The organism is Sphingobium sp. CR2-8 (genome assembly GCF_035818615.1).
Classification (GTDB): Bacteria; Pseudomonadota; Alphaproteobacteria; order Sphingomonadales; family Sphingomonadaceae; genus Sphingobium.
The window spans coordinates 2,975,420-2,998,597 of the sequence record NZ_JAYKZY010000002.1 but is presented as its reverse complement, the minus strand read 5'-3'; the positions used below and the strand labels follow the sequence as shown (position 1 = coordinate 2,998,597).

20 protein-coding genes and 1 pseudogene are annotated in these 23,178 nt (G+C 63.7%); 16 read left to right on the top strand and 5 right to left on the bottom strand.

The window, feature by feature from the left end; translation table 11 throughout:
• The first annotated feature begins 302 nt into the window (after positions 1-302).
• The gene (locus U5A82_RS18675; protein ID WP_326292369.1) at positions 303-482 is read left to right on the top strand and encodes a hypothetical protein; all 180 of its coding nucleotides are present in this window, start codon (positions 303-305) and stop codon (positions 480-482) included.
• A 93-nt stretch (positions 483-575) separates the two neighbouring features.
• Here the strand turns inward: U5A82_RS18675 and U5A82_RS18670 are convergent, their stop codons facing one another.
• The 3 genes from U5A82_RS18670 to U5A82_RS18660 are packed head-to-tail and all read right to left on the bottom strand — an operon-like array spanning position 576 to position 3,019.
• A complete protein-coding gene (locus U5A82_RS18670; protein WP_326292368.1) occupies positions 576-1,940 on the bottom strand; it encodes a sensor histidine kinase in 1,365 nt (454 codons plus the stop codon).
• Between the two features lie 10 nt (positions 1,941-1,950).
• Positions 1,951-2,631 carry a winged helix-turn-helix domain-containing protein gene (locus U5A82_RS18665; protein ID WP_326292367.1) on the bottom strand — a complete coding sequence of 227 codons (681 nt, stop codon included), beginning with the start codon at positions 2,629-2,631 and terminating at the stop codon, positions 1,951-1,953.
• A gap of 13 nt (positions 2,632-2,644) precedes the next feature.
• Positions 2,645-3,019, bottom strand: a complete 375-nt coding sequence (locus tag U5A82_RS18660; RefSeq protein ID WP_326292366.1) for a PDZ domain-containing protein — start codon at positions 3,017-3,019, stop codon at positions 2,645-2,647.
• A gap of 132 nt (positions 3,020-3,151) precedes the next feature.
• On the opposite strand from U5A82_RS18660, the gene U5A82_RS18655 reads away from it, so the two are divergent.
• From U5A82_RS18655 to U5A82_RS18610, 10 genes and pseudogenes are all read left to right on the top strand, one after another.
• Positions 3,152-3,886: an AcvB/VirJ family lysyl-phosphatidylglycerol hydrolase gene (locus U5A82_RS18655; RefSeq protein WP_442802189.1), complete on the top strand. Its 735-nt coding sequence runs from the start codon at positions 3,152-3,154 to the stop codon at positions 3,884-3,886.
• A gap of 3 nt (positions 3,887-3,889) precedes the next feature.
• Complete coding sequence (locus U5A82_RS18650; protein ID WP_326292364.1) at positions 3,890-4,297, top strand: DUF2147 domain-containing protein; 408 nt, start codon at positions 3,890-3,892, stop codon at positions 4,295-4,297.
• 20 nt (positions 4,298-4,317) lie between these two features.
• The gene (gene mprF / locus U5A82_RS18645) at positions 4,318-6,870 is read left to right on the top strand and encodes a bifunctional lysylphosphatidylglycerol flippase/synthetase MprF (RefSeq protein ID WP_326292363.1); all 2,553 of its coding nucleotides are present in this window, start codon (positions 4,318-4,320) and stop codon (positions 6,868-6,870) included.
• A gap of 84 nt (positions 6,871-6,954) precedes the next feature.
• Positions 6,955-8,388, top strand: a complete 1,434-nt coding sequence (locus U5A82_RS18640; protein WP_326292362.1) for an AcvB/VirJ family lysyl-phosphatidylglycerol hydrolase — start codon at positions 6,955-6,957, stop codon at positions 8,386-8,388.
• A gap of 130 nt (positions 8,389-8,518) precedes the next feature.
• On the top strand, positions 8,519-9,067 hold the full coding sequence (locus tag U5A82_RS18635) for an RNA polymerase sigma factor (protein ID WP_326292361.1): 549 nt from the start codon (positions 8,519-8,521) through the stop codon (positions 9,065-9,067).
• On the top strand, positions 9,051-9,992 hold the full coding sequence (locus tag U5A82_RS18630) for a FecR family protein (protein ID WP_326292360.1): 942 nt from the start codon (positions 9,051-9,053) through the stop codon (positions 9,990-9,992). Before U5A82_RS18635 ends, U5A82_RS18630 begins: the two co-directional genes overlap by 17 nt.
• A gap of 74 nt (positions 9,993-10,066) precedes the next feature.
• On the top strand, positions 10,067-13,018 hold the full coding sequence (locus U5A82_RS18625) for a TonB-dependent receptor (protein ID WP_326292359.1): 2,952 nt from the start codon (positions 10,067-10,069) through the stop codon (positions 13,016-13,018).
• The gene (locus tag U5A82_RS18620) at positions 13,018-14,667 is read left to right on the top strand and encodes an FAD-dependent oxidoreductase (protein WP_326292358.1); all 1,650 of its coding nucleotides are present in this window, start codon (positions 13,018-13,020) and stop codon (positions 14,665-14,667) included. Before U5A82_RS18625 ends, U5A82_RS18620 begins: the two co-directional genes overlap by 1 nt.
• Before the next feature lie 97 nt (positions 14,668-14,764).
• Positions 14,765-16,474, top strand: a complete 1,710-nt coding sequence (locus tag U5A82_RS18615; protein ID WP_326292357.1) for a thiamine pyrophosphate-dependent enzyme — start codon at positions 14,765-14,767, stop codon at positions 16,472-16,474.
• Positions 16,471-18,107, top strand: a pseudogene (locus U5A82_RS18610) (FMN-binding glutamate synthase family protein). The gene U5A82_RS18615 and the pseudogene U5A82_RS18610 overlap by 4 nt, the downstream one beginning before the upstream one ends.
• Before the next feature lie 54 nt (positions 18,108-18,161).
• On the opposite strand, the gene U5A82_RS18605 reads toward U5A82_RS18610, so the two are convergent.
• A complete protein-coding gene (locus U5A82_RS18605) occupies positions 18,162-18,518 on the bottom strand; it encodes a PilZ domain-containing protein (protein WP_326292356.1) in 357 nt (118 codons plus the stop codon).
• A gap of 400 nt (positions 18,519-18,918) precedes the next feature.
• On the bottom strand, positions 18,919-19,047 hold the full coding sequence (locus U5A82_RS18600) for a hypothetical protein (protein ID WP_326292355.1): 129 nt from the start codon (positions 19,045-19,047) through the stop codon (positions 18,919-18,921).
• Positions 19,048-19,190: 143 nt separating this feature from the next.
• On the opposite strand from U5A82_RS18600, the gene U5A82_RS18595 reads away from it, so the two are divergent.
• The 5 genes from U5A82_RS18595 (at position 19,191) to U5A82_RS18575 (ending at position 23,173) form a co-directional block, all read left to right on the top strand.
• Positions 19,191-19,856: an alpha/beta fold hydrolase gene (locus tag U5A82_RS18595; protein WP_326292354.1), complete on the top strand. Its 666-nt coding sequence runs from the start codon at positions 19,191-19,193 to the stop codon at positions 19,854-19,856.
• Positions 19,853-20,179 (top strand): alpha/beta fold hydrolase, encoded by a 327-nt coding sequence (locus U5A82_RS18590; protein WP_326292353.1) that lies wholly within the window; start codon positions 19,853-19,855, stop codon positions 20,177-20,179. The genes U5A82_RS18595 and U5A82_RS18590 overlap by 4 nt, the downstream gene beginning before the upstream one ends.
• On the top strand, positions 20,176-21,261 hold the full coding sequence (locus tag U5A82_RS18585; RefSeq protein ID WP_326292352.1) for an amidohydrolase family protein: 1,086 nt from the start codon (positions 20,176-20,178) through the stop codon (positions 21,259-21,261). Before U5A82_RS18590 ends, U5A82_RS18585 begins: the two co-directional genes overlap by 4 nt.
• A 352-nt stretch (positions 21,262-21,613) precedes the next feature.
• Complete coding sequence (locus U5A82_RS18580) at positions 21,614-22,270, top strand: isochorismatase family protein (protein WP_326292351.1); 657 nt, start codon at positions 21,614-21,616, stop codon at positions 22,268-22,270.
• Between the two features lie 63 nt (positions 22,271-22,333).
• The gene (locus tag U5A82_RS18575; RefSeq protein ID WP_326292350.1) at positions 22,334-23,173 is read left to right on the top strand and encodes an alpha/beta fold hydrolase; all 840 of its coding nucleotides are present in this window, start codon (positions 22,334-22,336) and stop codon (positions 23,171-23,173) included.
• The last annotated feature ends 5 nt before the right edge of the window (positions 23,174-23,178 follow it).

The window sequence follows — 23,178 nt, the reverse complement described above, 5'->3', positions numbered from 1 at the left end:
TAGGGCGCGCATGTGAACCTTCAATGAAGCAGGTTCAGATCCTGTAGGGGGCGGTCGGCTCTGCGCACGAAGATCATGCCCGCATGGATGGAGCTGACCCTTTCCGCAAATCAAGGGAGGGCGGTCATGCGGATGGGACGATCCTGCGCTGTTTTTCCCGCACGGTCCGATCGCGATGAGAATCCACCCTCTATCATAGTCCGCCTGTCCAAAAGTTCATTTTCCCGTCACCCTGTCGACGGAGGGGCTGCGCCATAAGGGGCAGGCAGTCCACGACGGACCGCCTGATAGGAGTATGAACCATGAAAACCCGCATGATCCTGACCGGCCTGGCTTCGCTGGCCGTCCTCGCCACCCCGCTTGCCGCATCGGCTGCGACCGCTTCGTCCAAGCCGATGCATCATGTGGTCAAGCACAAGGCCGCCAAGAAGGTGACCACGACCACCACCACGACGACCGCCACGAAGCCTGCCTCCAAGTAAGCCCTGTCGACAGGGAGCCGGCATAGGGTTCGTCCCCTGTTGACCCGTCCCGGCTCCCGTCGCTCGGCTATGGCCGCCGCGCCATCCGATCATTCAAGGCTGCCGCCTGAGCAGCATTTCCACGCTGAACAGTTCGTTGCGACGGCTGAATCGCACGCCTCCTCCGTGCATCCTGGCGACCGCCGCGACGAGAGAGAGGCCGAGGCCCGCCCCCGCGATACCCCTCGCAGGGTCCAGACGCCCGAAGCGGCGCAAGGCCTCGGCCTCTCGTTCGGGCGCGATGCCTGTCCCTTCGTCGGCTAGCCCGACGATGACGTCATCCCCTTCGGCGGCCAGATATAGCGTCATCGTTCCCGCGCCATATTTGAGCGCATTGTCGATCAGATTGGCGAGCGCCTGGCCCAACAACTCGCGATGGACCGGCAGCGTTACCGGCAGATCGATGGTTATGGCGAGGGTGCGTCCCTGTTCTTCGCTCACCGGTTCGTACAACTCGCCCATGTCGGTCAGCATGGCGGCCAGGTCGGTCGAAACGAAACGATCGCGCCCGATCCCCGCCTCCATCCGGCTCACCTCCAGCGCGGTGGCCAGCATCGCCAGCAACTGGTCGGCTTCGCGGCTGATGCCGTCGATCGCCTCGCGCAACACGGCCGGATTGTCCGATTGCATCGCCCGGTCGATGCGGACTCGCAATCGGGTCAAGGGCGATCGTAGGTCGTGGGCGATGCTGTCCGTGACGGTGCGCAATTCGGCCAGCAACGCGCCGATCTGATCGAGCATGGTGTTGATCGTGCGGCCCAATGTATCGAAACTGTCGCCCGACCCGTCGAGCGGTACCCGCTGGTCGATCTCACCCGCGCCCACCCGCGCGGCGGTCGTCGCGATATGCACGATCCGCCGGTCGATGATATGGACCACCAGCCAGGCGGCGACGATGGCGAGCGGCAACGCCATCAGCAGGGCCGTCGATAGCGCGCCTTCCACGGTCTGGCGGATCTGGTCGCTGTCGTCGGTGCTTTCCCCCACCAGCAGGCGACGGCCATCCCGCAGCCGAGCGGCGGTGATGGTGTAGGGTGCGGCGTCTGCATCGCCGATGCGATAGAGCTTCGCCTTGATCCCGGCGGTATCGGCGGGAATGACCGGGGGCCAACCCGACAGATTGCCCGCGATCCGGCCGCCATCGGTGCCGGCGAGCAACAGGACGGCGTCGCTTTCGTCCTGCGCATGGGCAGTGACGGCGCTGGCCAGCGCTCGGTCGCCCCCTTGTTTCCAGACTTCCAGCAAGGTGTCGCGCGTGTCGCGTGCAATGGCATTGTCGGCCGCGTCCAGACTGGCGTGAACCAGTTGCGTCACCGACAAAAGGAGCGCGCCGCCGAAGACGAGTTCCAATATCAGGATCAGGCCGATGAAGCGCGCATGCGACGAGCGCAGCCAGCGCAGGGCGTCGCTTGCGGTCATGCGACCGGACTCATTCGCCCAACCGATAACCCGCGCCGCGCACGGTATGGATCAGGGGGAGGTCGCCATCGGCATCGACCTTGCGGCGCAGGCGGCTGATATGCACGTCGATGACATTGGTGCCGGGGTCGAAATGATAGTCCCACACGCCTTCCAGCAGCATCGTCCGGGTGACGACCTGGCCCGCGTGCCGCATCAGATATTCCAGCAGGCGAAATTCGCGCGGTTGCAGGTCGATGGCGCGGTCGCCCCGCTTCACCTCGCGCTTGAGCAGGTCCATGCGCAGCGTGGCGCAATTCAGGACCGTTTCGACATGCGTGCCGCTGCCGCGCCTGCGCATCAGCAGTTCGAGCCGCGCGAGCAGCTCGGCAAAGGCGAAGGGCTTCACCAGATAATCGTCCGATCCCGCAGTCAGCCCCGTCACCCGGTCGTCGACCGATCCCAGCGCCGACAGAAAGATCACCGGCGTTTCGATCCCTGCCGCCCGCAACGCGCCCAGCACCGCCAGCCCGTCCATGCCCGGCAACATCCTGTCGAGGATGATCGCGTCATAGCCGCCATCGGTCGCCATGAAGAGGCCGTCGCGACCATTGGCCGCATGGTCGCCGACATGGCCATGTTCGGCCAGCCCCTTCAGCACGAAGTCGGCCGTCGTCCGGTCATCCTCTACCAGCAAAATCTTGCGACCCATGGGCATGATCCTTCTAACCGACGCCGGTTCTGCCGCACTGCCAGATTATTGTGCGATAGGGAATGCCGTGGCGATCGAACATCAGTGGCATGGCGCAATGCCCCGGTGCATGAACCAGTTGGCGCACGGCCTCCAGCGCCACGGCCGGTCGGCCCGCTATGCCGGTCAGTTGGTCCCCCACCTTGATGCCTTGGCGATCGGCGCTGCCGCCGCTGCGCAGGCTGGTCACCACGACGCGGTGTCGGTCGTCCTCGCCCAACGTCAGGCCCATGCGATTGCTGACGGCGGCGGGAGCCGATGGCGCACGCACCCATTGCGTCGCCAAAAGGGGCGGGAGGGACGCCAGCAGCATCGCGGTCGCATAGAAAGGGCGGGCGGACCAGATCATGCCATTCTATTTAGGCTGCATGGCCTGTCGTCGCACTGTCCGGCAGATGACATAAAGTTCATGCAAAGGTCACCGATCCGATGGATGCAGGGGCGTTAAAAGGGCGACGAAAACAGACCGAAGGTCCAACTGATGACGCGCAAAAGTAAAATGCGATGGATTATGGCAGTTTGCGCGCTGCTGGTCGTGATCCTGCTGAAGTTCGCCTGGCTTGGCTATCTGGGCGGCGATCTGTTCACGCCGATGCGTCCGTTCCATTATCAGCCGCGGCCAGGTGCGCCGGTCGCCATCCTGTGGTCGGGCGACATGGGGTTTCGCGTAGGGATGGGGCCGCGCGTCGCCGCCCGGCTGGTCACCGATGGCGTGCCGGTGGTCGGCGTCAATTCGCTCAGCTATTTCCGTAAGACCCGGACCGCCGCCGACGCGACGGCGCTGCTGGAGAAAGCGATCGGACAGGCGCATGCGATCAATCCGCAGGCGCGACTGTTGTTGATCGGCCAATCCTATGGCGCGGACATGTTGCATGTCGCGCTCGATGGGCTTCCGCGCGCCGACCGGGCATCGGTCGGACTGGTGGCGCTCGTCGTGCCGGGTGCCACGGTCGAGTATCGGGCGTCACCGGCGGAAATCTTTACCTTCGCCATGGCGGAATCCGATGCGCTGCCGACCGCGCGTCAGCTGACCTGGACACCGCTGCTCTGCATCCAGGGGCGCGAAGAAACGGCGAGCCTGTGTCCGTTGCTGCATCAACGCAATGCCGAGGCGGTCGCATTGCCTGGAGGCCATCGGCTGAACAGCGATGTCGATGCCGTCTATGGCACGTTGCGCGCGGCCATGATGCGTGCCCATCTTGCGGGGAGGGCATAGGCCATGCGGCGTTTCACCCTTTCGCTGATCTGCGCCGCTGTGATGGTGCTTCCCGCCGCCGCGATGGCGGCTGCCCCGATCGAGGGGAACTGGGTCAATCCCCATGGCAGCGTGGTCGTGACGACAGGCGCCTGCCGCGGTGCGCTTTGCGGCTGGGTCCGCTGGGCCGATGCCAGCGCGACCGCCGACGCCGCCGATGCGGGCGTGTCCCATCTGGTCGGCACCGAATTGCTGCAGGATTATCATCCGCGCGGCCCGGGACGCTGGGCCGGCTATGTGTTCGTGCCCGACAGGGGACGCAGCTTTTCCTCTACGATCGAGCAACTGGACGCCGATCGATTGAAGATATCCGGTTGCCTGCTGGGCGGCTGGCTGTGCAAAAGCCAGATATGGACGCGGCAACGGGGGTGAGGGACAGGATGACCGATCGCATGACGGCCGCACAGCTGTTCCAACGCTATCGCATGACCCTATCGGTCGGCGTGGTCCTGCTGCTGGCCGCCCTGGGCTTCGTGGCGCTCGACCATCTGCTGCAAGAGGTGCATCTGCATGAGGTCCGGACCGCTTGGCATGCGCTGCCGACCGCCAGCCTTCTCGCGGCGACGGGGCTGACCGCGATCAGCTATCTGACATTGACGCTCTACGACGTATCGGCGCTGCGAGCGATCGGTCGGCCGCTCCCCTATCGCACCGCCGCCCTCGCGTCCTTCACCAGCTATACGCTCAGCCATAATCTGGGCCTGTCGCTGCTGACGGGCGGGTCGGCGCGCTATCGGATCTACAGCGCGGCGGGCCTGACCCTCAGCGATATCGCGCGCGTGGTGATGATCGCGAGCGCGACCTTCTGGAGCGGCGTGTTCGTGCTGGCGGGCGCGATGCTGGCGTGGCGTCCGCAGGTGCTGGCGATCGGCGCATGGGCGGGATCGGCGGACATGCTGCGGGGGCTGGGCATCGTCCTGCTGCTGGCGATGGCGGGACTGGTCGTCTGGGCGGGACCGCGCGGGCGCACGATCCGGCTGCGCGGCTGGAGCGCGCCCGTTCCGCCCGCGACGGGCATAGTGGCGCAGATCGGCATCGGCGCGGTCGATCTGGCCGCCGCCAGCGCCGCGCTGTTCATCTTGGTTCCCGGCGTCGGGATCGACCAATGGCCTGCCTTCTTCATCGGCTATACGCTGGCGATCATCGCCGTCCTTATCACCCATGTGCCCGGTGGCATCGGCGTGTTCGAAGCGGTGATGCTGGCCGCGCTGCCCGGCACGGCGCGCCCGGAACTGGTCGCCGCGCTGCTCGCCTACCGCCTGATCTATTATGTCGCGCCGCTGCTCATCGCCATCATCATCGTCCTGGTGCAGGAGGGCAGTCGCTGGCATCGACCGATCGCGCGGACGCTGATCGGCATGCGGGCCGTGGCATCGGGCCTTGCGCCCACGATGATGGCCGCTTTGGTCTTTCTGGGCGGCGTGGTGCTGCTGGTGTCGGGTTCGCTACCGACCGTGCCGGGACGGGCAGCTACGCTGTCTTCCCTGCTGCCCCTGGCATTGACGGAGGTATCGCATCTGGCGGGCAGTCTGGTGGGCGCGGCCCTGCTGATCCTGTCCGCCGGACTCTATCGCCGGTTGGACGGGGCCTTCTGGCTGACGCGCCTGCTGTTGATCGCGGGCGCGACCTTCTCGCTGCTCAAGGGCCTGGATTATGAAGAAGCGGCGGTGATGATCCTGATCGCGGGTGCGCTGCAATGGACGCGGCCCGCCTTCTATCGCCGAACGCACCTGCTGGCCGAAGCCTTCTCGCCCGGCTGGCTGGCGACCGTCGCGGTGATGGTCGGCCTGTCGATATGGATCGGCTTCTTCGCCTACAAGCATGTGGATTATCAGAATGAGCTGTGGTGGCAATTCGCTGAACGGGGCGATGCGTCGCGTTTCCTGCGGGCCAGCTTTGCCGTGGCGACCCTGCTGGCCTGCGTGGCGTTCCTGCGCCTTTTCCGGCCTGCCACGCCCGCCCGGCAGGATAGCAATGCCGCGCTCGGCCCCAGCGAGGCGGCGATGGCGCTGGCGCAGCGGACCGATGCCAACCTGGCCCTGACCGGCGACAAGCGGTTCCTGTTGTCGGCCACCGGCCAGGCGTTCCTGATGTATCAGATACGGGGTCATAGCTGGATCGTGATGGGCGATCCCGTAGGCGCGGAGGCGGAATGGAGCGACCTGCTCTGGACGCTGCGCGAACGGGTGGATGCCGCGCAGGGCCGCCTGCTGCTCTATCAGATCAGCGCCGCCGCCCTGCCGCTGGCGATCGAACTGGGGTTGCAGATCACCAAATATGGCGAAGAGGCGCATGTCGCCCTCGACCGTTTTACGCTGGAAGGGCCGGACGCCAAGCCATTACGTTACGCCGAACGGCGCGCGCTGCGCGAAGGCGCGAGTTTCGACATCGTCGCGGCGGCCGACATGGCCGACATCATGGACGAACTGGCGGAGATTTCGGCGCACTGGCTGGCGATCAAGCGGCACCGGGAAAAGGGCTTCAGCGTCGGACGCTTCGATCCGGCCTATATGGCGCATTTCGATTGCGCGGTCGTCCGCTGGCAGGGAAAGATCGTCGCCTTCGCCAATATCTGGAAGACGCAGGACCGGTCCGAACTGTCGGTCGACCTGATGCGCCACCGTGAAGACATGCCCTATGGCACGATGGATTTCCTGTTCATTCATCTGATGCAGTGGGGACAGGCGCAGGGCTATGCCTGGTTCAACCTCGGCATGGCGCCGCTGTCGGGACTGGACGCGCGCAGGCTGGCGCCCTTCTGGTCGCGGCTGGGGGCGATGCTCTACCAGCATGGCAATGCGCTATACGGTTTCGAAGGGCTGCGCGCCTATAAGGAGAAATTCTCGCCCGAATGGGATGCTCGCTTCGTCGCGGGGCCGCAGGGCCTGACCTTCGCCCGCACCCTGATCGATCTCCAGGCGCTGATCGGCAGCGGCGGTGGGTGAATATGACGAACTTGTCATCCGCCCGTAAAAACCGGGATAGTCGCACCAGCGCATGATGCCTGCCTGTCAAAGGGGTTCCAGGTCATGCGCAGGATCATTCGGATCGTCGTCGCCCTCATCGCGGGAAGCTGGCTGGTCGCGACCGGGATTGGCGCGCCGGTCAGTGCGTCGGCTGGTGGGACGGTCACGGTGGGCGCCTACAGCCTGGCGCCATTCGGCGGCATCCGGCTCTACCGCCCCGGCGGCTCCCCCCGTGCGACGGCCCTGTTCCTGTCTGGCGACGGCGGGTGGAGCGCAGGCACCGCCGCCATCGCGCGCGATCTGGCGAAGCAGGGGATATTGGTGGCTGGCGTATCCACCCCCACATTCATGCGGTCGCTGGAGCGGGAAAGGGGGCGCTGCATCAATCCCAACTATGCGCTGGTGGCGCTGGCGCGCGACGTGCAGCATCGCGCGGGCGTGCGCGCCTATATGAAGCCTATCGTCATCGGCTATTCCGCCGGTGCGACGCTGGCCTATGCCAGCCTGGCGCAATGGCCCGACGGGGCCTATCGGGCGGTCGTATCGCTGGGTTTCAGCGCGGATATGCCGGGCGCAAAGCCCTGGTGTTCCGCGCCGGGCTTCACCGCCCACGCCATCGCAAAGCCTGCGCACGGATGGCTATTCGCGCCCAACCGGCGCATCAAGCTGCCCTGGATCGTGGTGCAGGGCAGGCGCGACGCGGTGGTCGATTTCGCCGCCGCCCGGCGCTTCGTTACGGATGTGCCGCATGCGCGCCTGATCGATCTGCCGCAGGGCGACCATCGCTTTGTCGACCGTGCGCGCTGGATGCCGCGTCTGATGGCCGCGCTGGCGCCGATGCTCGATCCGGTCGCCACCGCCAATGTGGACGACCTGCCCCTGACCATCGTACCGCCCGCAGCGGGAGGCGACCATGGAAATATGATGGCGGTCATCTATTCGGGCGACGGCGGCTGGGTGGGACTGGACCGGGACATTGCGAGCCAGTTGGCGGCGAAGGGCATTCCGGTCGTCGGCGTCGACAGCCTGTCCTATTTCTGGAGCCAGCGCACGCCGTCGGGCGCGGGGCAGGATCTGCGCCATATCATCGCGGCCTACAGCGCCCGCTGGAACCGGCCGCGCGTGATGGTCATCGGCTATAGTTTCGGCGCGGACGTGCTGCCCGCGATCGTCGGCACGCTTGATCCGCAAACCCGCGCCCACATCTCCAGCCTGTCGCTGCTGGGGCTGGGCGCGACCGCTGACTTCCAGTTCCACCTGTCGTCATGGCTGGACCTCAATTCGACACAGGCCCAGCCTACGGTGCCCGCGATCATGCGGCTGCGGGACGTGACCATCCGCTGTATCCGCGGCGCAGCCGAAGATGATAGCGCTTGTCCGGCCATCCCCCGCAATGTCGCGACCCAGGTCGTGGTGCCGGGCGGCCATCATTTCGGGCGCAATGCCGCGTTGCTCGCCAATATCGTCCTGGGCCAGGGGGCAGGCCGCACCGGGTGACGTCGGCATGGCAATCGCGCCGGTTGCACGATGGAAGAATGAAGCAGATAAATATTCCGCATGACGACGGAAAAATGCGCGCCGCGTCTCTTGCCAGGGGGAGAGGAGAGAGGTCACGGAACGCGAAGCTTTGGCTCGATGGGTAGGGCGGGAGATACTGCCCCACGAACGCGACCTGCGTAACTGGTTGCGGCGGCAGGTCGTCGCTGCGGCCGATGTGGAGGACGTCGTGCAGGAATGCTATTGCCGCCTTGCCCAGTTGCCGGACGTCGCGCATGTCACCGCGCCGCGCGCCTATCTCTTCACCATGGCCCGCAACATCGTCCGGCGGCAGCGGGAGCGCGCCCGCGTGGTGCGCCTCGATCCCTTGTCCGACCTGTCGGGTGAGGGCGAAAGCGACCTGCTGACGCCCGAACGCTTCGCGCAGGCGCGGCAGGAGCTGGGACGCGTCCAGACGGCTTTGGCGATGCTGTCCGATCGCGCCCGCCGCATCTTCATCATGCGCAAGGTCGAAGGATTGAGTCAGAAGGCGATTGCCCAGGCGCTGGGCGTCAGCGAAACAATCGTGGAAAATGAGGCGAGCCGGGGGCTGCGCACGTTGCTGCGGCAATTGACGGAGCCGGAAGCCACATCCGAACAACCGTTCGCGGACGGAGGCCTGCATGCCCGAAACCGTTGACGATATGGCGGCGGTCTGGGCGCTTCGCCATCCGCTCGATGCGCAGCAGCAGGAACAGATGGACATATGGCTGGCGCAGGATCGCCGCCATGCCGGGGCGCTGCTGCGCGCGCAGGCGGCCTTGTCGCTGATTAACGAGGCCGTCGAGCAGGATGGGCCGCCACCTGTGTCCTCCCCGTTCTGGACCCGACGTCGGTGGATGGCGGCCGGTGTGGGCGGGGCGATGGCCGCCGCCCTGACCGGGGTGATCGGCGTGTCGAGGCTGATGGGCGACCATGTCACGACCGGGCGCGGCGAAATCCGCCGCCTGCCGCTTGCCGACGGATCGGTGGCGACGATCGACAGCGGCAGCGATCTGCGCGTGACGCTGGATGAGGAAAGCCGACGGGTCACGCTGGCGAGCGGGCAGGCCTGGTTCCAGGTCGCCAAGGACCGTCGCCGCCCCTTCGTCGTCGATGCCGGTATCGCGCAGGCCCGCGCGATCGGCACGGCCTTCTCCGTCAGTCGTACCGGCACAACTGTCCAGATCGCTGTCACAGAAGGCACCGTCGCCACCTGGGCACAGGATGGCGGCGGCACCATGACGATATTGAAGGCCGGGGATTTCGCGACTTTCGAGCGTGGTGCGTTGACACCGGTCAAAGGCAATGCGCCACAAGCGATCGAACGATCGCTGGCGTGGCGTGTGGGTGAGATCGCGCTGGAAGGCGATACGCTGCGCGATGCCGTCGCGCGGTTCAACCGCTATAATGCCCAGCAACTGGTGATCGCCGATGAGAGCCTGTCCAATGAACGGCTGATCGGCCTGTTCCGCATCGACAATCCGGCTGGCTTTGCCCGAACGCTGGCTGCTTCCCTTGACGTTGCGGTGACCACGACGCCGCAGGAAATTCGCCTGGCCCGCAAAAAAGTCGATCCGGTCTGACGGAAAATGCATCGGCGCGTCTCTTGGATGATGAGAGCGCACCGAAAGCAGGGCGCCAATAAAGGGGAGGACGTATGAAAGCTGCGCGCGCTCATCTTCTCGGCGCTACGGCCGCGATTGTCTGCTGCATCGTGTCGCCTGCCGAGGCTGCGGCCCAGATCCGGCGCTTCGATATCGCGCCGCAACCGGCGCAGACCGGCATCCCCCTGTTCGCCAAGCAGGCGGGGATCGAGATACTGGCCTCGGGACCGGTGGTCGAAGGCGTCAGGCTCGGCCGCGTCAAGGGCGCGATGGACGTGTCGCAGGCGTTGAAGCAGCTGCTGACCGGCACCGACCTGATGATGGTCAAGGTCGGTAACGCGATCGTGCTCAAGCGCGACAGGCCGACACCGACGCCTGCCGCCGCATTCGCCTACACCCCGGCGGGGTTCGCGCCAGCCGGTCAGGACGCTTCCGTCGCAGGGGCGATGGCGCCGCAGGAACAGGGTAGCCAGGACATCATCGTCACCGGCATCCGCCGCTCGTTGCAGGAATCGATCAACGTCAAGCGCGCCGCCAGCAACATCGTCGATGTCATCACGGCGCAGGATATCGGCAAGCTGCCCGACCAGAATGTCGCGGAATTGATGAGCCGGATCACCGGCGTGCAGATCACGCGGCGCGAAGGCGACGGTTCGAACTTCACCGTGCGCGGCATTTCCCAGAACCGGCTGGAGATTAACGGCCGGACCTTCCTGGGGCCGGGTGCGGGCGGCAACGCGTCGCTGGAATCGATCAGCCCGGAAATCATCGGCAGCATCGTCGTCGCGAAATCGCCGACCGCCGACATGCCGGAAGGGGCGCTGGGCGCGACCGTCAATCTCAAGACCAAGCGACCGCTGGATCTGGCCGATCTGGTCGTCAGCGGCCGATTGCAGGGCGCCTATACCGACCAGGCCGACCATCTGGGTTATCGCGGCTCGGCGCTCGTCTCGAAAAATTTCGGCGACCGGTTCGGCATCCTCGCCAGCGTGGCCTATTCCAACACCCGCACGCAGGGGCAGTCGTTCGATTCCGGCGGCTGGACCCGGACCGATGCGATCGACGGCAATGGCGACGGTATCAACGATCCGGGCCTGTTTCGACCCAATCGCTACATGGCGCGCATTTACGATCGGCGCGAACAGCGATTGACGCTCAACAGCTCCGTGCAATTTCGACCGGCGGACAATTGGGAGATCATTCTGGACGGCACCTATTCGCGCCTGAAGCGCGAACGCAACAGCGCTAATTACCAGATACTCTTCAACAATAATGACGTGAATGCCGTTGCCGACGAAAATGGCACCGTCGTCAGCGGCACCTACACCGGCGTCACGCTGCGTCCGCTGATTTATGACGAGCCGACGGAATTTCGGTCCACCAATCTCGGTTTCTCGACCAAATATGACGGCGACATCGTAAAAATGTCGGCCGATGCGTCCTATAGCAAAGGCAAGGGAACGGACGGTGGGCCGGGGGCTTCCTTCACCTATGTCGTCGTTCCGCGCGCGGGCAACACCACCAACGCCAGCTATGATTTTTCCGGCGGAGGGCCGGTGCCTAATCTGTCGCTCAATACCAATTTCAATCGGGACGACCCGTCCCAATATCAGCTCGCCTCGATCTTCGATGGCGACAACATCACCAACAATAGCGGCTATGACGGCCGCCTCGATTTCGACATACGCACCGACTGGGGTATGCTGAGTTCGATCCAGGTCGGTTCACGCTATGAAAATATCAAATTCTATTCGGAATCGCCCCAGAGCGTCCCTTCTGCAGCGAGCCTGCTGGCGGTCGGCGACAGGAATGGCGACGGCATCATCACCGTCGATGAAATGCCCGGCCTGAACTACGACAACAGCATGAGCAGCTTCTTCCCGGGCGCGTCGGGCGATTTTCCGCGCGATCTGCTGACCGGGACGGTCGACAAGGACGCCGCGCGCGACGCCTTCGGCCTGCCGATCCCGCGCGCCGACGCCATTCCGCTGGGGCGGGTATCCATCCGCGACGTCAAGCAGGACACTTTGGCTTTCTATGTCCGCGCCAATTTCAAGAGCGAGATCGGGTCAATGCCGATTACCGGCAATGCAGGCGTGCGCTATATCAGCATAGAGCGGCTATCGTCGGGCTATCTGTCCGACACGCAGGCGACGGGATCGAAATCGCGCTTCGACTATTGGCTGCCCAGCGCCAACCTGTCGGTCGAGTTGACGCCCAGCCTGATACTGCGCGGGGCCGCCGCCAAGGTGGTCGCGCGTCCCAGCCTCAACGATGTCGGGGTCAGCTTCATACCGTTCATAGTCGCGCGTACGGGATCACGGGGCAATCCGGCCCTGCGTCCATTCGAAGCGACGCAATATGATGCGACGCTGGAATGGTATTTCGCGCCTGCGAGCGCGCTGACGGTAGCGGGCTTCTACAAGGATGTCGGTTCCTTCACCATCAACACCACGCAGGCGGAGTTCGTGCCAGGCCTGTCCACCGGGCCGGACGACCTGTTCCAGATCACCCAGCCGACCAACGGCCGGTCGGGCACGATCAAGGGTGTCGAGGTCGCCTATCAGCAATCGCTCCGCTTCCTGCCTGCGCCCTTCAACAATCTGGGCGTCCAGGCCAACTACACCTTCGTCGACAGCAAGACGCCGCTGGTCGATGAAGCGACGCAGGCGTCGCTGCCTTTGCCGGGTCTGTCGAAGCACAGCTACAACCTCATCGGCTATTATGAGGACAAGACCGTGTCCTTCCGTGTCGCCTATATCCATCGCAGCAAATATCTGCAGGGTCAGGGCAGCGCGGCGTCGGGCGGCAGTTCCTACATGCAGGCGCGCGGGCAGCTCGATGCGTCCGCGCAGATCAACCTGACGCAGACTGTCCGGCTGACGGCCGAGGCGATCAACCTCACCCGATCGATCGAGCGACAATATCTCCAGCATCCGGGCCGATTGCTGAGTTCGCTGCGCGAAGACCGGCGTTTCTTCTTCGGCGTGGCGGCGACTTTCTGATGATGGAAAAAGCAAAGAGCATCGCCCGGCCGCTGATCGCCGCCGCCCTGCTGCTGACAGGCGGCGCCAGCGCGCAGGACAAGGCAAGCGACGCGAAGACAGCGGCGGACATCGTCATCTATGGCTGCACTTCGTCCGGCGTCATCGCCGCGATCGAGGGGCGACGGCTCAAACGGTCGGTGCTGCTGGTCTGCCGCGACGATTATGTGGGCGGCATGACGACCAACGGTCTGGGCTGGTCGGACACCGGTAGCCATCGCGCGATCGGTGGCTTGTCGCTGGACTTCTATCGCCGGGTGAAGCGCCACTATGACGACCCTGCCGCCTGGACCTTCGCCAAGCGGCCCGCGAAGGCCGAGAATTTCGTCGACGACGACGCGATGTGGCAGTTCGAGCCGAAAGTGGCCGAGCGCATCTATGAGGATTGGCTGAAAGAGGCGGGCGTCACCGTCCTGCGGTCCCAACCGATCGACCGGCGCGTGGGCGCGGTGGAGGTCAAGGATCATCGCATCATCGCCTTCCGTTCCAGGACCGGCAAGCGCTTTGCCGGACGCATGTTCATCGACGCCACTTACGAAGGCGATCTGATGGCCGGGGCAGGTGTCCATTTCGCTGTAGGCCGGGAAGCCAATGCCACCTATGGCGAGACGCTGAACGGCGTGCAGATGGCCAACACGACCAATCATCAGTTCCTGCGCGACGTCGACCCCTATGTCGTGCCCGGCGACCCGAAAAGCGGTCTGCTACCCCGGATCACGGCCGACAGGATCGCGCCGGACGGCACGGCCGACGACCGTATCCAGGCCTATACGTTCCGCATGTGCCTGACCGACGTGGCGGCCAATCGGGTGCCGCTGCCAAAGCCATCGGGCTATGATCCGCGCCAATATGCGCTGCTCAAACGCTATATGGACACAGGCTATCGCGACTTTTTCAAGAAGTTCGACCGTATCCCCAATGGCAAGACCGATACGAACAATTTCGGGGCGTTTTCCTTCGACAATATCGGCATGAACTATCGCTATCCCGAAGGGAGCGACGCCGAACGCGCGGCGATCGTCCAGGAACATCGGGATTATCAGCAGGGGCTGCTCTGGTTCATGGCGAATGATCCCGGCGTCCCGGCTGAAACCCGCGCGGAAATGTCGCGCTGGGGCCTGTGCCGCGACGAATTTACCGGCAACGGCCATTGGCCACGCGAACTTTACGTGCGCGAAGCGCGGCGCATGCTGTCGGACTTCGTGATGGCCGAACCGCATCTGCGCGGGACCAAGCCCACGCTGCGCCCCGTTGGCATGGGATCCTATAATATGGATTCACATAATGTCCGCCGGATCGTGGATGCCCGGGGCTTCGCGCGCAACGAAGGCAATATCGAAGTCACGCCGGGGCGCGCCTATCCCATAAGCTACGACGCGATCGTGCCGAAGCGGGCCGATGCCACCAATTTGCTGGTGCCGGTGGCCCTGTCGGCGTCGCATATCGCTTATGGATCGATACGGATGGAGCCTGTCTTCATGATATTGGGGCAGTCCGCTGCCGCGGCCGCATCCATCGCCATCGCGGATGGCGGGTCGGTGCAGGATGTCGCCTATCCCAAGTTGCGTCGGCAGCTTCTGACGGAAGGACAGATATTGGACCTGAAATAGGGCCATGGCGGATTTTATTGCTGCTTGATGTCCCGATCGATGATCCGAGGGCCGGGCTTGTGCGTTCCCGTCGCAAATCGAACGAGGACATCAACGCATGACGACAGTCGCACAGGTCATAATCGATACGCTTCAGGCAGCGGGTGTGCGCCGTTGCTACGGTATTCCGGGCGATACGCTCAACCATGTCACCGACGCGATCCGCCAGAGCGATATCCGGTGGGTGCATGTCCGGCATGAGGAGGCGGCCGGCTTTGCCGCAGGCGCCGACGCCATGCTGACCGGCGAACTGGCGGCCTGTGCGGGCTCCTGTGGTCCCGGCAGCCTGCATTTCATCAACGGCTTGTTCGAATCCCATCGCAACCGCGCGCCGGTCGTGCTGATCGCCAGCCAGATCGTGCGCGACGAACTGGGCTTCGACTTCCCGCAGGAGGTGGATTTCAAGTCCGTCTACGCCTCGTGCAGCGTCTTTTGCGAGGAAATCCGCACCCCCGCGCAGGCCCGTCGGATGACGGCGATGGCCGCGCAAAGCGCGCTCGCGAAACGCGGCGTCGCCATATTGATCGTGCCCGCCGACGTGTCGAGCGCGAAGGCGCCGGACGAACCCGACTTTGCGGTGCATCGCGCCGCGCCTGTCGTGCGGCCTTCGGACACGGAACTGGACCGGCTTGCCGATGCGATCAACGGCGGCAAGCGCGTCGCCATCTATGGTGGATCGGGCTGCGAACTGGCGCATGACAGCGTCGTCGCGCTTGCCGCGCGCCTCAAGGCTCCGGTCGCCCGCACATCGCGCGCGAAGGATTTCCTGGAGCATGACAATCCCTTCGACGTCGGCATGACCGGCATCTTCGGCAGTGAAGCGGGTTATCATGCGCTGATGTCGTGCGATGTCCTGCTGCTGCTGGGCTGCGATTTCGCATGGCGGCAATATTATCCGGAAAAGGCGACGATCCTTCAGGTCGATCTCGACGGCACCCATCTGGGTCGTCGCCATCCCGTCGATATCGGCGTGGTCGGCGACATCAAGCCGACCCTGAACGCGCTGCTGCCCCGCATCGTTCAGCGCGAGGACGACGCTTTTCTGGAGGATTGCCTGGAGCATCATCGCAAGGCGGAGGCGGCCCAGGCCAAACATGCCACGGTGGGCAAGGGCGGGGCGATCCATCCCCAATATCTGACCGAAACCATATCGCGCCACGCCGCGCCGGATGCCGTGTTCACCGCAGATGGCGGGTCGCCGATGGTCTGGTCGCTGCGCCACATCGCGTCGACCGGGCGCAATCGCACGGTCGTCAGCCTCAGCCACGGCACCATGGCCAACGCCATGCCGCAGGCGCTGGGCGCCAAGGCGGCCTTCCCGGACCGGCAGGTGATTTCGCTGTCGGGCGACGGCGGCATCGCCATGCTGCTGGGCGATCTGTTGACGGCGGTGCAGGAGAAGCTGCCGATCAAGGTCGTCGTCTATAATAATGGCGCGCTCGACTTCGTGGAGATCGAACAGAAGGTGGAGGGGCTGCTCGACGCCTATACCGATCTGATCAATCCCGATTTCGCCCGCGTGGCCGAAGCGATCGGCTTTAAGGGACGCCGGGTGGAGAAGGCGGAGGAACTGGACGCCGCCGTGCAGGCATGGCTCGCTGAACCGGGACCGGCTCTGCTCGATGTCGTGACAGATCGTTTCGAACTGGTCATGCCGCCCAATGTGCAGGCGGGGCAGGTTGCGGGCATGGCGCTCTATTCGGCCAAGGCGGTATTGGGCGGTCGCGGCAAGGATGTGGTGGGCATGCTCCGGAACCTCCTGTCATGAGCCACCAGCCCACGCTCGCCGACGCGCTGTTTCGCGATCATGCACTGTCCCGCAACGCGCTGTTGCTCTTCGGGCTTGTGGGCACGATCGCGTCCCTGCTGATCGGCCTGAGGCATCCGCATCTTCTGTGGTTGCTGATTCCGTTCGTTCCGCTGCTGGGCCTGGCGCTGCTGGACCTGTTCCAGACCCGCCACTCGCTGCGCCGCAACTATCCCGTATCGGCGCGGTTTCGCTGGTTCTTCGAATGGCTGCGGCCTTTCCTGCGATCCTATATCGTGGAAAGCGATCTGGATGGACGGCCGTTCAGCCATGACGAACGGGCACTCGTCTACGCGCGGGCGAAGGGCGATGTGTCGACCCATCCCTTCGGCACCGAACTGGACGTCTATTCCGAGGAATATGAATGGCTGCCCCATTCCATGGCCCCCTCGCGGCAGGCGCAGAAATATACGCGTGTCCATGTGGGGACGGACCAGTGCGCCAAGCCCTATCAGGCCGCGCGGCTCAATATCTCGGCGATGAGCTTCGGCGCGCTCAGCGCCAATGCGATCGAAGCGCTCAATCTCGGCGCGAAGATCGGCGGTTTCTATCATGACACGGGGGAGGGCGGCCTGTCGCCCTATCATCTCAAACATGGCGGCGACGTAGTATGGGAAATCGGATCGGGCTATTTCGGGTGTCGCGATGCGAAGGGCGATTTCGACCCCGGCCATTTCCGGGAAAGGGCCGCTCATGACGCGGTCGTGATGACCGAAATCAAGCTTAGCCAAGGCGCAAAACCCGGGCATGGCGGATTGCTACCCGGTCCCAAGGTCACGGCGGAGATCGCCAAGATCCGCGATATTCCGCAGGGCGAAGATTGCCTGTCCCCACCCTATCACACCGCTTTCTCCACCCCGCGCGGACTGCTGGAATTTGCCGCGCAGATGCGCGACCTGTCCGGGGGCAAGCCGGTAGGGATCAAGCTGTGCGTCGGCTATCCCCACGAACTGTTCGCGGTCGTCAAAGCGATGGTCGAAACCGGCATCCTTCTGGACTTCATCGTGATCGATGGCGCCGAAGGCGGGACGGGGCCGCTCCCACCGAATTGTCGGACCGGGTCGGCATGCCGTTGCGCGAAGGATTGATGCTGGCGCGCAACGCGCTCGTCGGCGCAAACCTGAAAGGCAAGGTGAAGCTGGCGGCGTCGGGCAAGGTCAACTCGGGCGCATCCATCGCCATGAACGCGGCCCTGGGCGCGGACTGGTGCAATGCGGCCCGGTCGTTCATGTTCTCGCTGGGCTGCGTGCAGTCGATGCGCTGCCATACCGATACCTGCCCCACCGGTGTCGCCACCCAGTCGCCCGCCCGTCAACGCGCGCTGGTGGTGCCGGAAAAGGCGGAGCGGGTGGCCCGTTTCCAGAGAGCCACCCTTGATGCGCTGCATGACATCGTCGTTGCGGCGGGCCTGGACTCACCGGACGAATTCACCCCCGATGGCCTGCGTCAGCGTATCAATGCCGCGGAAATGCGCTCCTTCGATGAAATCTACCCCTTTGTTGCGCCCGGAGAACTGCTCGAAGGCGCGCGCGATGCCCGGCTCGCGGCGTGGTGGCGGGCCGCTGATCCGAACAACTTTGCGCGCAGAACCTGATGATTGCCGAGAAAGACCCAACGGTTTTTCAGGCCTGGAACATAGTCGCGACGCCTAACAAAACAGGACCTGCGTCACCGCAGCGGGATCGCGCGTATTTTCCACGATAGGCCGGATGGCATGTTGGCGAATGAAGGCAGCGGGGTCGACCTCATGCTCCAACAATACGCCACATTTTTCGCCATCGGCCCAGATGATCGACGCGCAAAATTCGACGTCATCAACCAGGATCGTGACGGCCGTGCCGACGGGCGGGAAGCAGAAACCTTCGAGTTGGGCGCCATAGATGGAAATGTTTCGGATCGTGGCATATTCATACAGCCCGGCCCAGAATATCGTGCATGGCACGTTGGACGCTATGCGAGGATTTTCGCGACGCTCAGGTTCGATGCGGGCAAGCGCGTTTTGCATGATGTGTATCCTAGTCGTCCCCACAGCAAGATCGATTGAGCAGGAAGATTGTTCCATTTGGTCCGATGGATAAATGAAAATGCGTCAAAACCGTCGGGGATGCAGTGACTGGATGCGCGTGCGATATTTTGGCTGATATGACGCTTTTGCGGGTGGGAACGGGCTGAACAAAAGTAACCCCGCCGGAGAGAACTCCACGGCGGGGCCAAGGTTCAGGTGTCACTCCAAAGGGGGGAAAGAGTGACAGGACGGATATAGGGGGCATATCCGCGGCTTCAATGGGCGGACACATTCTATTATGATTTTGCAGGATGATCGGCAGGCATCGCGGATGCGTTTTCCGGTTTGACGTTCGCGAAAGCGGCGTTCTCATGCCTGCGACCAACGAGTTAAAGCCATGTCACGGCGCGATAGGTGTCCGCGCCAGTTCTTCCAACAGCACGGTTTCGAAAGCCGCCGGATCTTCGACTTGCGGCGCGTGGCCTGGGTCGGGCAGTCGGACGAGGTGGGCGTCGCGGAACCGCGACACCGCGTCGTCCGCCGCCTGCGGGACTTTCCGTAATGTCGCACTATCCCGTGACTATCGATGCGAATCGCGTGATGGCTTGCCGGAGGCGTAAGCCTATCCGGCAAGCGGACAGATGGAAGATCCCGCCTGGCCTTGCACACTCCGTGGACGAGCATGTTCTTCTCAGCGGGGGAGAAAATAGGATGACGCGTCAGAGGTGGATGAGGTCGCTGATTGCAATCGCCATATCGATGATCGTTGCCCCAGTCATGGCACAGACGGCGCGGTCGGATGTCGAACTCAAATCCCTTTATGCTTTGCCAGCTTCGCAATTCGTCGAACTTGATGGCGAGCGCATCCATTATGTGGATGAAGGTGAGGGGCCGACGATCATGCTGTTGCACGGCTCCTTCGGCAGCTTGCGGCAATGGAACGGGTGGGCCGATCGTCTGAAAAAACAGTATCGCGTCGTCCGTTTCGACCTGCCCCCGGCCGGCCTCTCAGGCCCGTCTCCCACCGCCGATTACTCGTTAGAGCGTAACCTTGCGATCATCGACGCGCTGCGCCAGCGACTGAATCTGGGCCGGTTCCTTCTGGTGTCGACATCCAGCTCTGGCCTGATCGGCGCTGCCTATGCGGCCTTGCATTCCGACCATCTCACCGGCCTGATCTACAGCAATGCGCCCGTCGGCAAGCTGGTGATGGACAGCAGCAGATTTTCCGATGCCCTGAAACAGGCCGTGGCGAGGATGCTACGCACAAAAGCTATCACAAGGACGAATATTGGCGGCAGATCATCCTTCATAACGTGGAGGATAAGAGCAAGGTGACGCCGGAACTGGTGCGCGAATGGACGGATCTGAACAATCGCTACCTGCTGATGCCGCCCGCCAGCCAACGCCCGGCGTCGCACGAACGCACGATCGACGATCTACCCAGGATTTCCGCGCCCACGCTCTTCCTCTGGGGCGCGCAGGATCATGAAGCGAGCGTGGAAGGCGATGCCAAACGGGGCATGGCGCTGCTGGCTGTGAAGGACAAGCAGTTGGTCGTCATTCCCCGTTGCGGCCATATGCTGCCCATCGATTGCGACGACCGCGCGCTGGCAGGCGCGATGCCCTTCATCCGCCGCGTGACGAAGACGGCACGGTGACCCTGCCCGCACGGCGTCGCGATCTGCTGGCCGCTATCGCCATGACGGCGGCGGCGGGGCGATTCGCGCCTGCATCGGCAGCGCTGGCAATGAACAAGGACGCACCCGAGGAAAGGGCGATCGAACCCGATCTCGCTATCGTCGATCCCCATCACCACATGCGCGATTATCGCGACCTGACCCCCGGGCAGGAACGCTATCTGGCGGCGGATTTCCTGTCGGACATCCTGCGCAGCGGCCATCGGATCATCCAGACCCTATTTGTCGAATGCGGGATCATGTACCGGCCCGACGGACCAGTCGAGCGCAGATCGCTTGGGGAAACGGACTATATCGCTCGCCTGGGCGACGACGTCGCGGCCCGACGGCCGCCGACCTGCGCGATCGCGGCGGGGATCGTGGGCAAGGTCGATCTCAGGGTCGGCGCGCGTGCCGACGATCTGTTGCGCGCCCATATGGAGGCGGGGGGCGGACGTCTGAAGGGCATACGCAATTCCATCGCATGGGATGCTTATCCCCCGCTTGCTGGCATGGGACTCAACAAGGATCTGCTGACGGATCCCGCCTTCCTCGAAGGGTTCAAGGCGCTCGAACCGCTTGGCCTGAGTTTCGACATCTGGCTTTTCCATCCGCAGATAGCGTCGCTGACCGCCTTAGCCCGGCGCTTTCCCGGGACCAGCATCATCGTCAATCATTGCGGCGGCCCGCTGGGCATCGGTCCCTATGCCGACCGGCAGGCGGAGGTTCGCAGAGATTGGGGCCGGGCCATGGCGGAACTGGCTACCTGTCCCAATGTCTGCGTCAAGCTGGGTGGTCTTGGTCCGTTCGGCCCCAGGCCGGAAGAAAGCATGAAGGAGGCTGGTTCATCGGTCCTGGCTGCGCAATGGCGTCCCTTCATCGAACGGAGCATCGACCTGTTCGGCGTCGAACGATGCATGTTCGAAAGCAACTGGCCCGCCAATGCCGGTGTCGCGTCCTATGGGGCGACATGGAACGCGTTCAAGATAATCGCACGCGGCGCCTCTGCGACGGAAAAGAGCCATCTGTTCCGTAGGACTGCCCAAAAGGTCTATCAATTATAAGAGCCTGGACAGCGCGATCCTGATGGGAGCGGCGATGCGCTCCCGCCTTCCCATTGCCGGACATCTCGACGCAGCAAAGATCGCGCCGATGCAACAGGCCTTTTCAATTGCCCGGGTTTCGGCACCGAAGCGCCAAGGGCGCATGGGATTTGGCCCAGCAGGCACCAACGAGCGACATAGTCTGCAACTAGACCTAAAGATTGAGCAACGAGGGAATCGCGCTTTCAACCATCGTTCGATTTAATCGAACGATGGGCCAAGTTTTATCAGACTGCACAGCATGAGCTGAGCCGACTAGTTCTTCAATCACACCGGAACGAACCGAGTGTACGAAATTCGATTGGAGACCGACATGACCATCAAAGCAACCCCGACCCCCGGCAAATCCCTGATCACGCCGACCGATCACACCCTCGTCATGATCGACTTCCAGTCGCAGATGGCCTTTGCCACAAAGTCGATTTCGACCGAGCTTCTGCGCAACAACGCGGCTCTGGTCGCCAACGCAGCCGCCGGGTTCAACGTCTCCACCATCCTGACCACGGTCGCCGTCGATAGCTTCTCCGGGCCGATGTTCAGCGAGATCACCGACGCCTTCCCGAACCAGCCGCTGCTCGACCGCACCTCCATGAACACCTGGGAAGACGCGGCCGTCATCGATGAGGTGAACCGCATCGGCAAGGAGCGCCTGATCTTTGCGGGCCTGTGGACCTCGGTCTGCATCGTCGGCCCCGTCGCCTCGGCGATCGACCAGGGCTTCGACGTCTATTTCATCTCGGACGCGTGCGGCGATATTTCGCAAGAAGCGCATGAGCGCGCCGTCGAGCGGATGATCCAGTTGGGTGCCAAGCCGATGACGTCGCTCCAGTATCTCCTCGAACTGCAGCGCGATTGGGCAAGGACCGAAACCTACGACATGACCACCGGCTTCGCGAAGAAGTGGGGCGGCGCCTATGGCCTGGGAATCACCTACGCCAAGACCATGTTCAACGCCTCCGAGGCGCATTGATCCAGTTCGGCGGCCGGGCTTTCCCCGGCCGCTTCCCTTCCCCATCGTACCAAGGATTTTCCCATGAGCAATTTTGTCACCACCACCGACGGCGTCGACATCTTCTTCAAGGACTGGGGAGCCAAGGACGCCCAGCCGATCATGTTCCACCATGGCTGGCCGCTCTCCTCGGACGATTGGGATGCTCAGATGCTGTTCTTCCTTTCCAAGGGCTATCGCGTCGTCGCCCATGACCGCCGCGGCCATGGCCGCTCCGCGCAGGTCGATTTCGGCCACGACATGGATCATTATGCGGCCGACGCCGCTGCCGTCGTCGCGCATCTCGACCTCAAGAACGCCATTCATGTCGGTCACTCCACCGGCGGCGGCGAAGTGGCGCGCTATGTCGCCCAATATGGCCAGCCACAGGGCCGCGTCGCCAAGGCGGTGCTGGTCAGCGCCGTTCCACCCCTGATGGCGAAGACCGGTGCCAATCCCGATGGCCTGCCGATGGCGGTGTTCGACGGTATCCGCGCGGCGCTGGCAGCGAACCGTGCGCAGATGTTCCGCGATTTTCCCACCGGGCCTTTCTACGGCTTCAATCGCCCCGGCGCGACGGCTCAGCCCGGGGTGATCGACAATTGGTGGCGTCAGGGCATGATGGGCAGCGCGCTTGCCCATTATGAGGGGATCAAGGCTTTCTCGGAAACCGATCAGACCGAGGATCTCAAGGCGATCACGGTCCCCACGCTGGTGCTGCAGGGTGATGACGACCAAGTCGTGCCCTATAAGAACGCCGCCCTGCTGCAGGCGCAGCTGTTGCCGAATGCGACGTCCAAAATCTATCCGGGCTATTCGCACGGTATGCTGACGGTGAATGCCGACGTGCTGAACGCCGACATTCTCGCCTTCATCCAGTCCTGAACCCA

Excerpts from the sequence above, each read along its gene's own strand:
- U5A82_RS18675 (WP_326292369.1), top strand. The coding sequence starts at position 303 with ATGAAAACCCGCATGATCCTGACCGGCCTGGCTTCGCTGGCCGTCCTC.
- U5A82_RS18670 (WP_326292368.1), bottom strand. The coding sequence starts at position 1,940 with ATGACCGCAAGCGACGCCCTGCGCTGGCTGCGCTCGTCGCATGCGCGC.
- U5A82_RS18665 (WP_326292367.1), bottom strand. The coding sequence starts at position 2,631 with ATGGGTCGCAAGATTTTGCTGGTAGAGGATGACCGGACGACGGCCGAC.
- U5A82_RS18660 (WP_326292366.1), bottom strand. The coding sequence starts at position 3,019 with ATGATCTGGTCCGCCCGCCCTTTCTATGCGACCGCGATGCTGCTGGCG.
- U5A82_RS18655 (WP_442802189.1), top strand. The coding sequence starts at position 3,152 with ATGACGCGCAAAAGTAAAATGCGATGGATTATGGCAGTTTGCGCGCTG.
- U5A82_RS18650 (WP_326292364.1), top strand. The coding sequence starts at position 3,890 with ATGCGGCGTTTCACCCTTTCGCTGATCTGCGCCGCTGTGATGGTGCTT.
- mprF (WP_326292363.1), top strand. The coding sequence starts at position 4,318 with ATGACGGCCGCACAGCTGTTCCAACGCTATCGCATGACCCTATCGGTC.
- U5A82_RS18640 (WP_326292362.1), top strand. The coding sequence starts at position 6,955 with ATGCGCAGGATCATTCGGATCGTCGTCGCCCTCATCGCGGGAAGCTGG.
- U5A82_RS18630 (WP_326292360.1), top strand. The coding sequence starts at position 9,051 with ATGCCCGAAACCGTTGACGATATGGCGGCGGTCTGGGCGCTTCGCCAT.
- U5A82_RS18625 (WP_326292359.1), top strand. The coding sequence starts at position 10,067 with ATGAAAGCTGCGCGCGCTCATCTTCTCGGCGCTACGGCCGCGATTGTC.
- U5A82_RS18620 (WP_326292358.1), top strand. The coding sequence starts at position 13,018 with ATGATGGAAAAAGCAAAGAGCATCGCCCGGCCGCTGATCGCCGCCGCC.
- U5A82_RS18615 (WP_326292357.1), top strand. The coding sequence starts at position 14,765 with ATGACGACAGTCGCACAGGTCATAATCGATACGCTTCAGGCAGCGGGT.
- U5A82_RS18605 (WP_326292356.1), bottom strand. The coding sequence starts at position 18,518 with ATGCAAAACGCGCTTGCCCGCATCGAACCTGAGCGTCGCGAAAATCCT.
- U5A82_RS18580 (WP_326292351.1), top strand. The coding sequence starts at position 21,614 with ATGACCATCAAAGCAACCCCGACCCCCGGCAAATCCCTGATCACGCCG.
- U5A82_RS18575 (WP_326292350.1), top strand. The coding sequence starts at position 22,334 with ATGAGCAATTTTGTCACCACCACCGACGGCGTCGACATCTTCTTCAAG.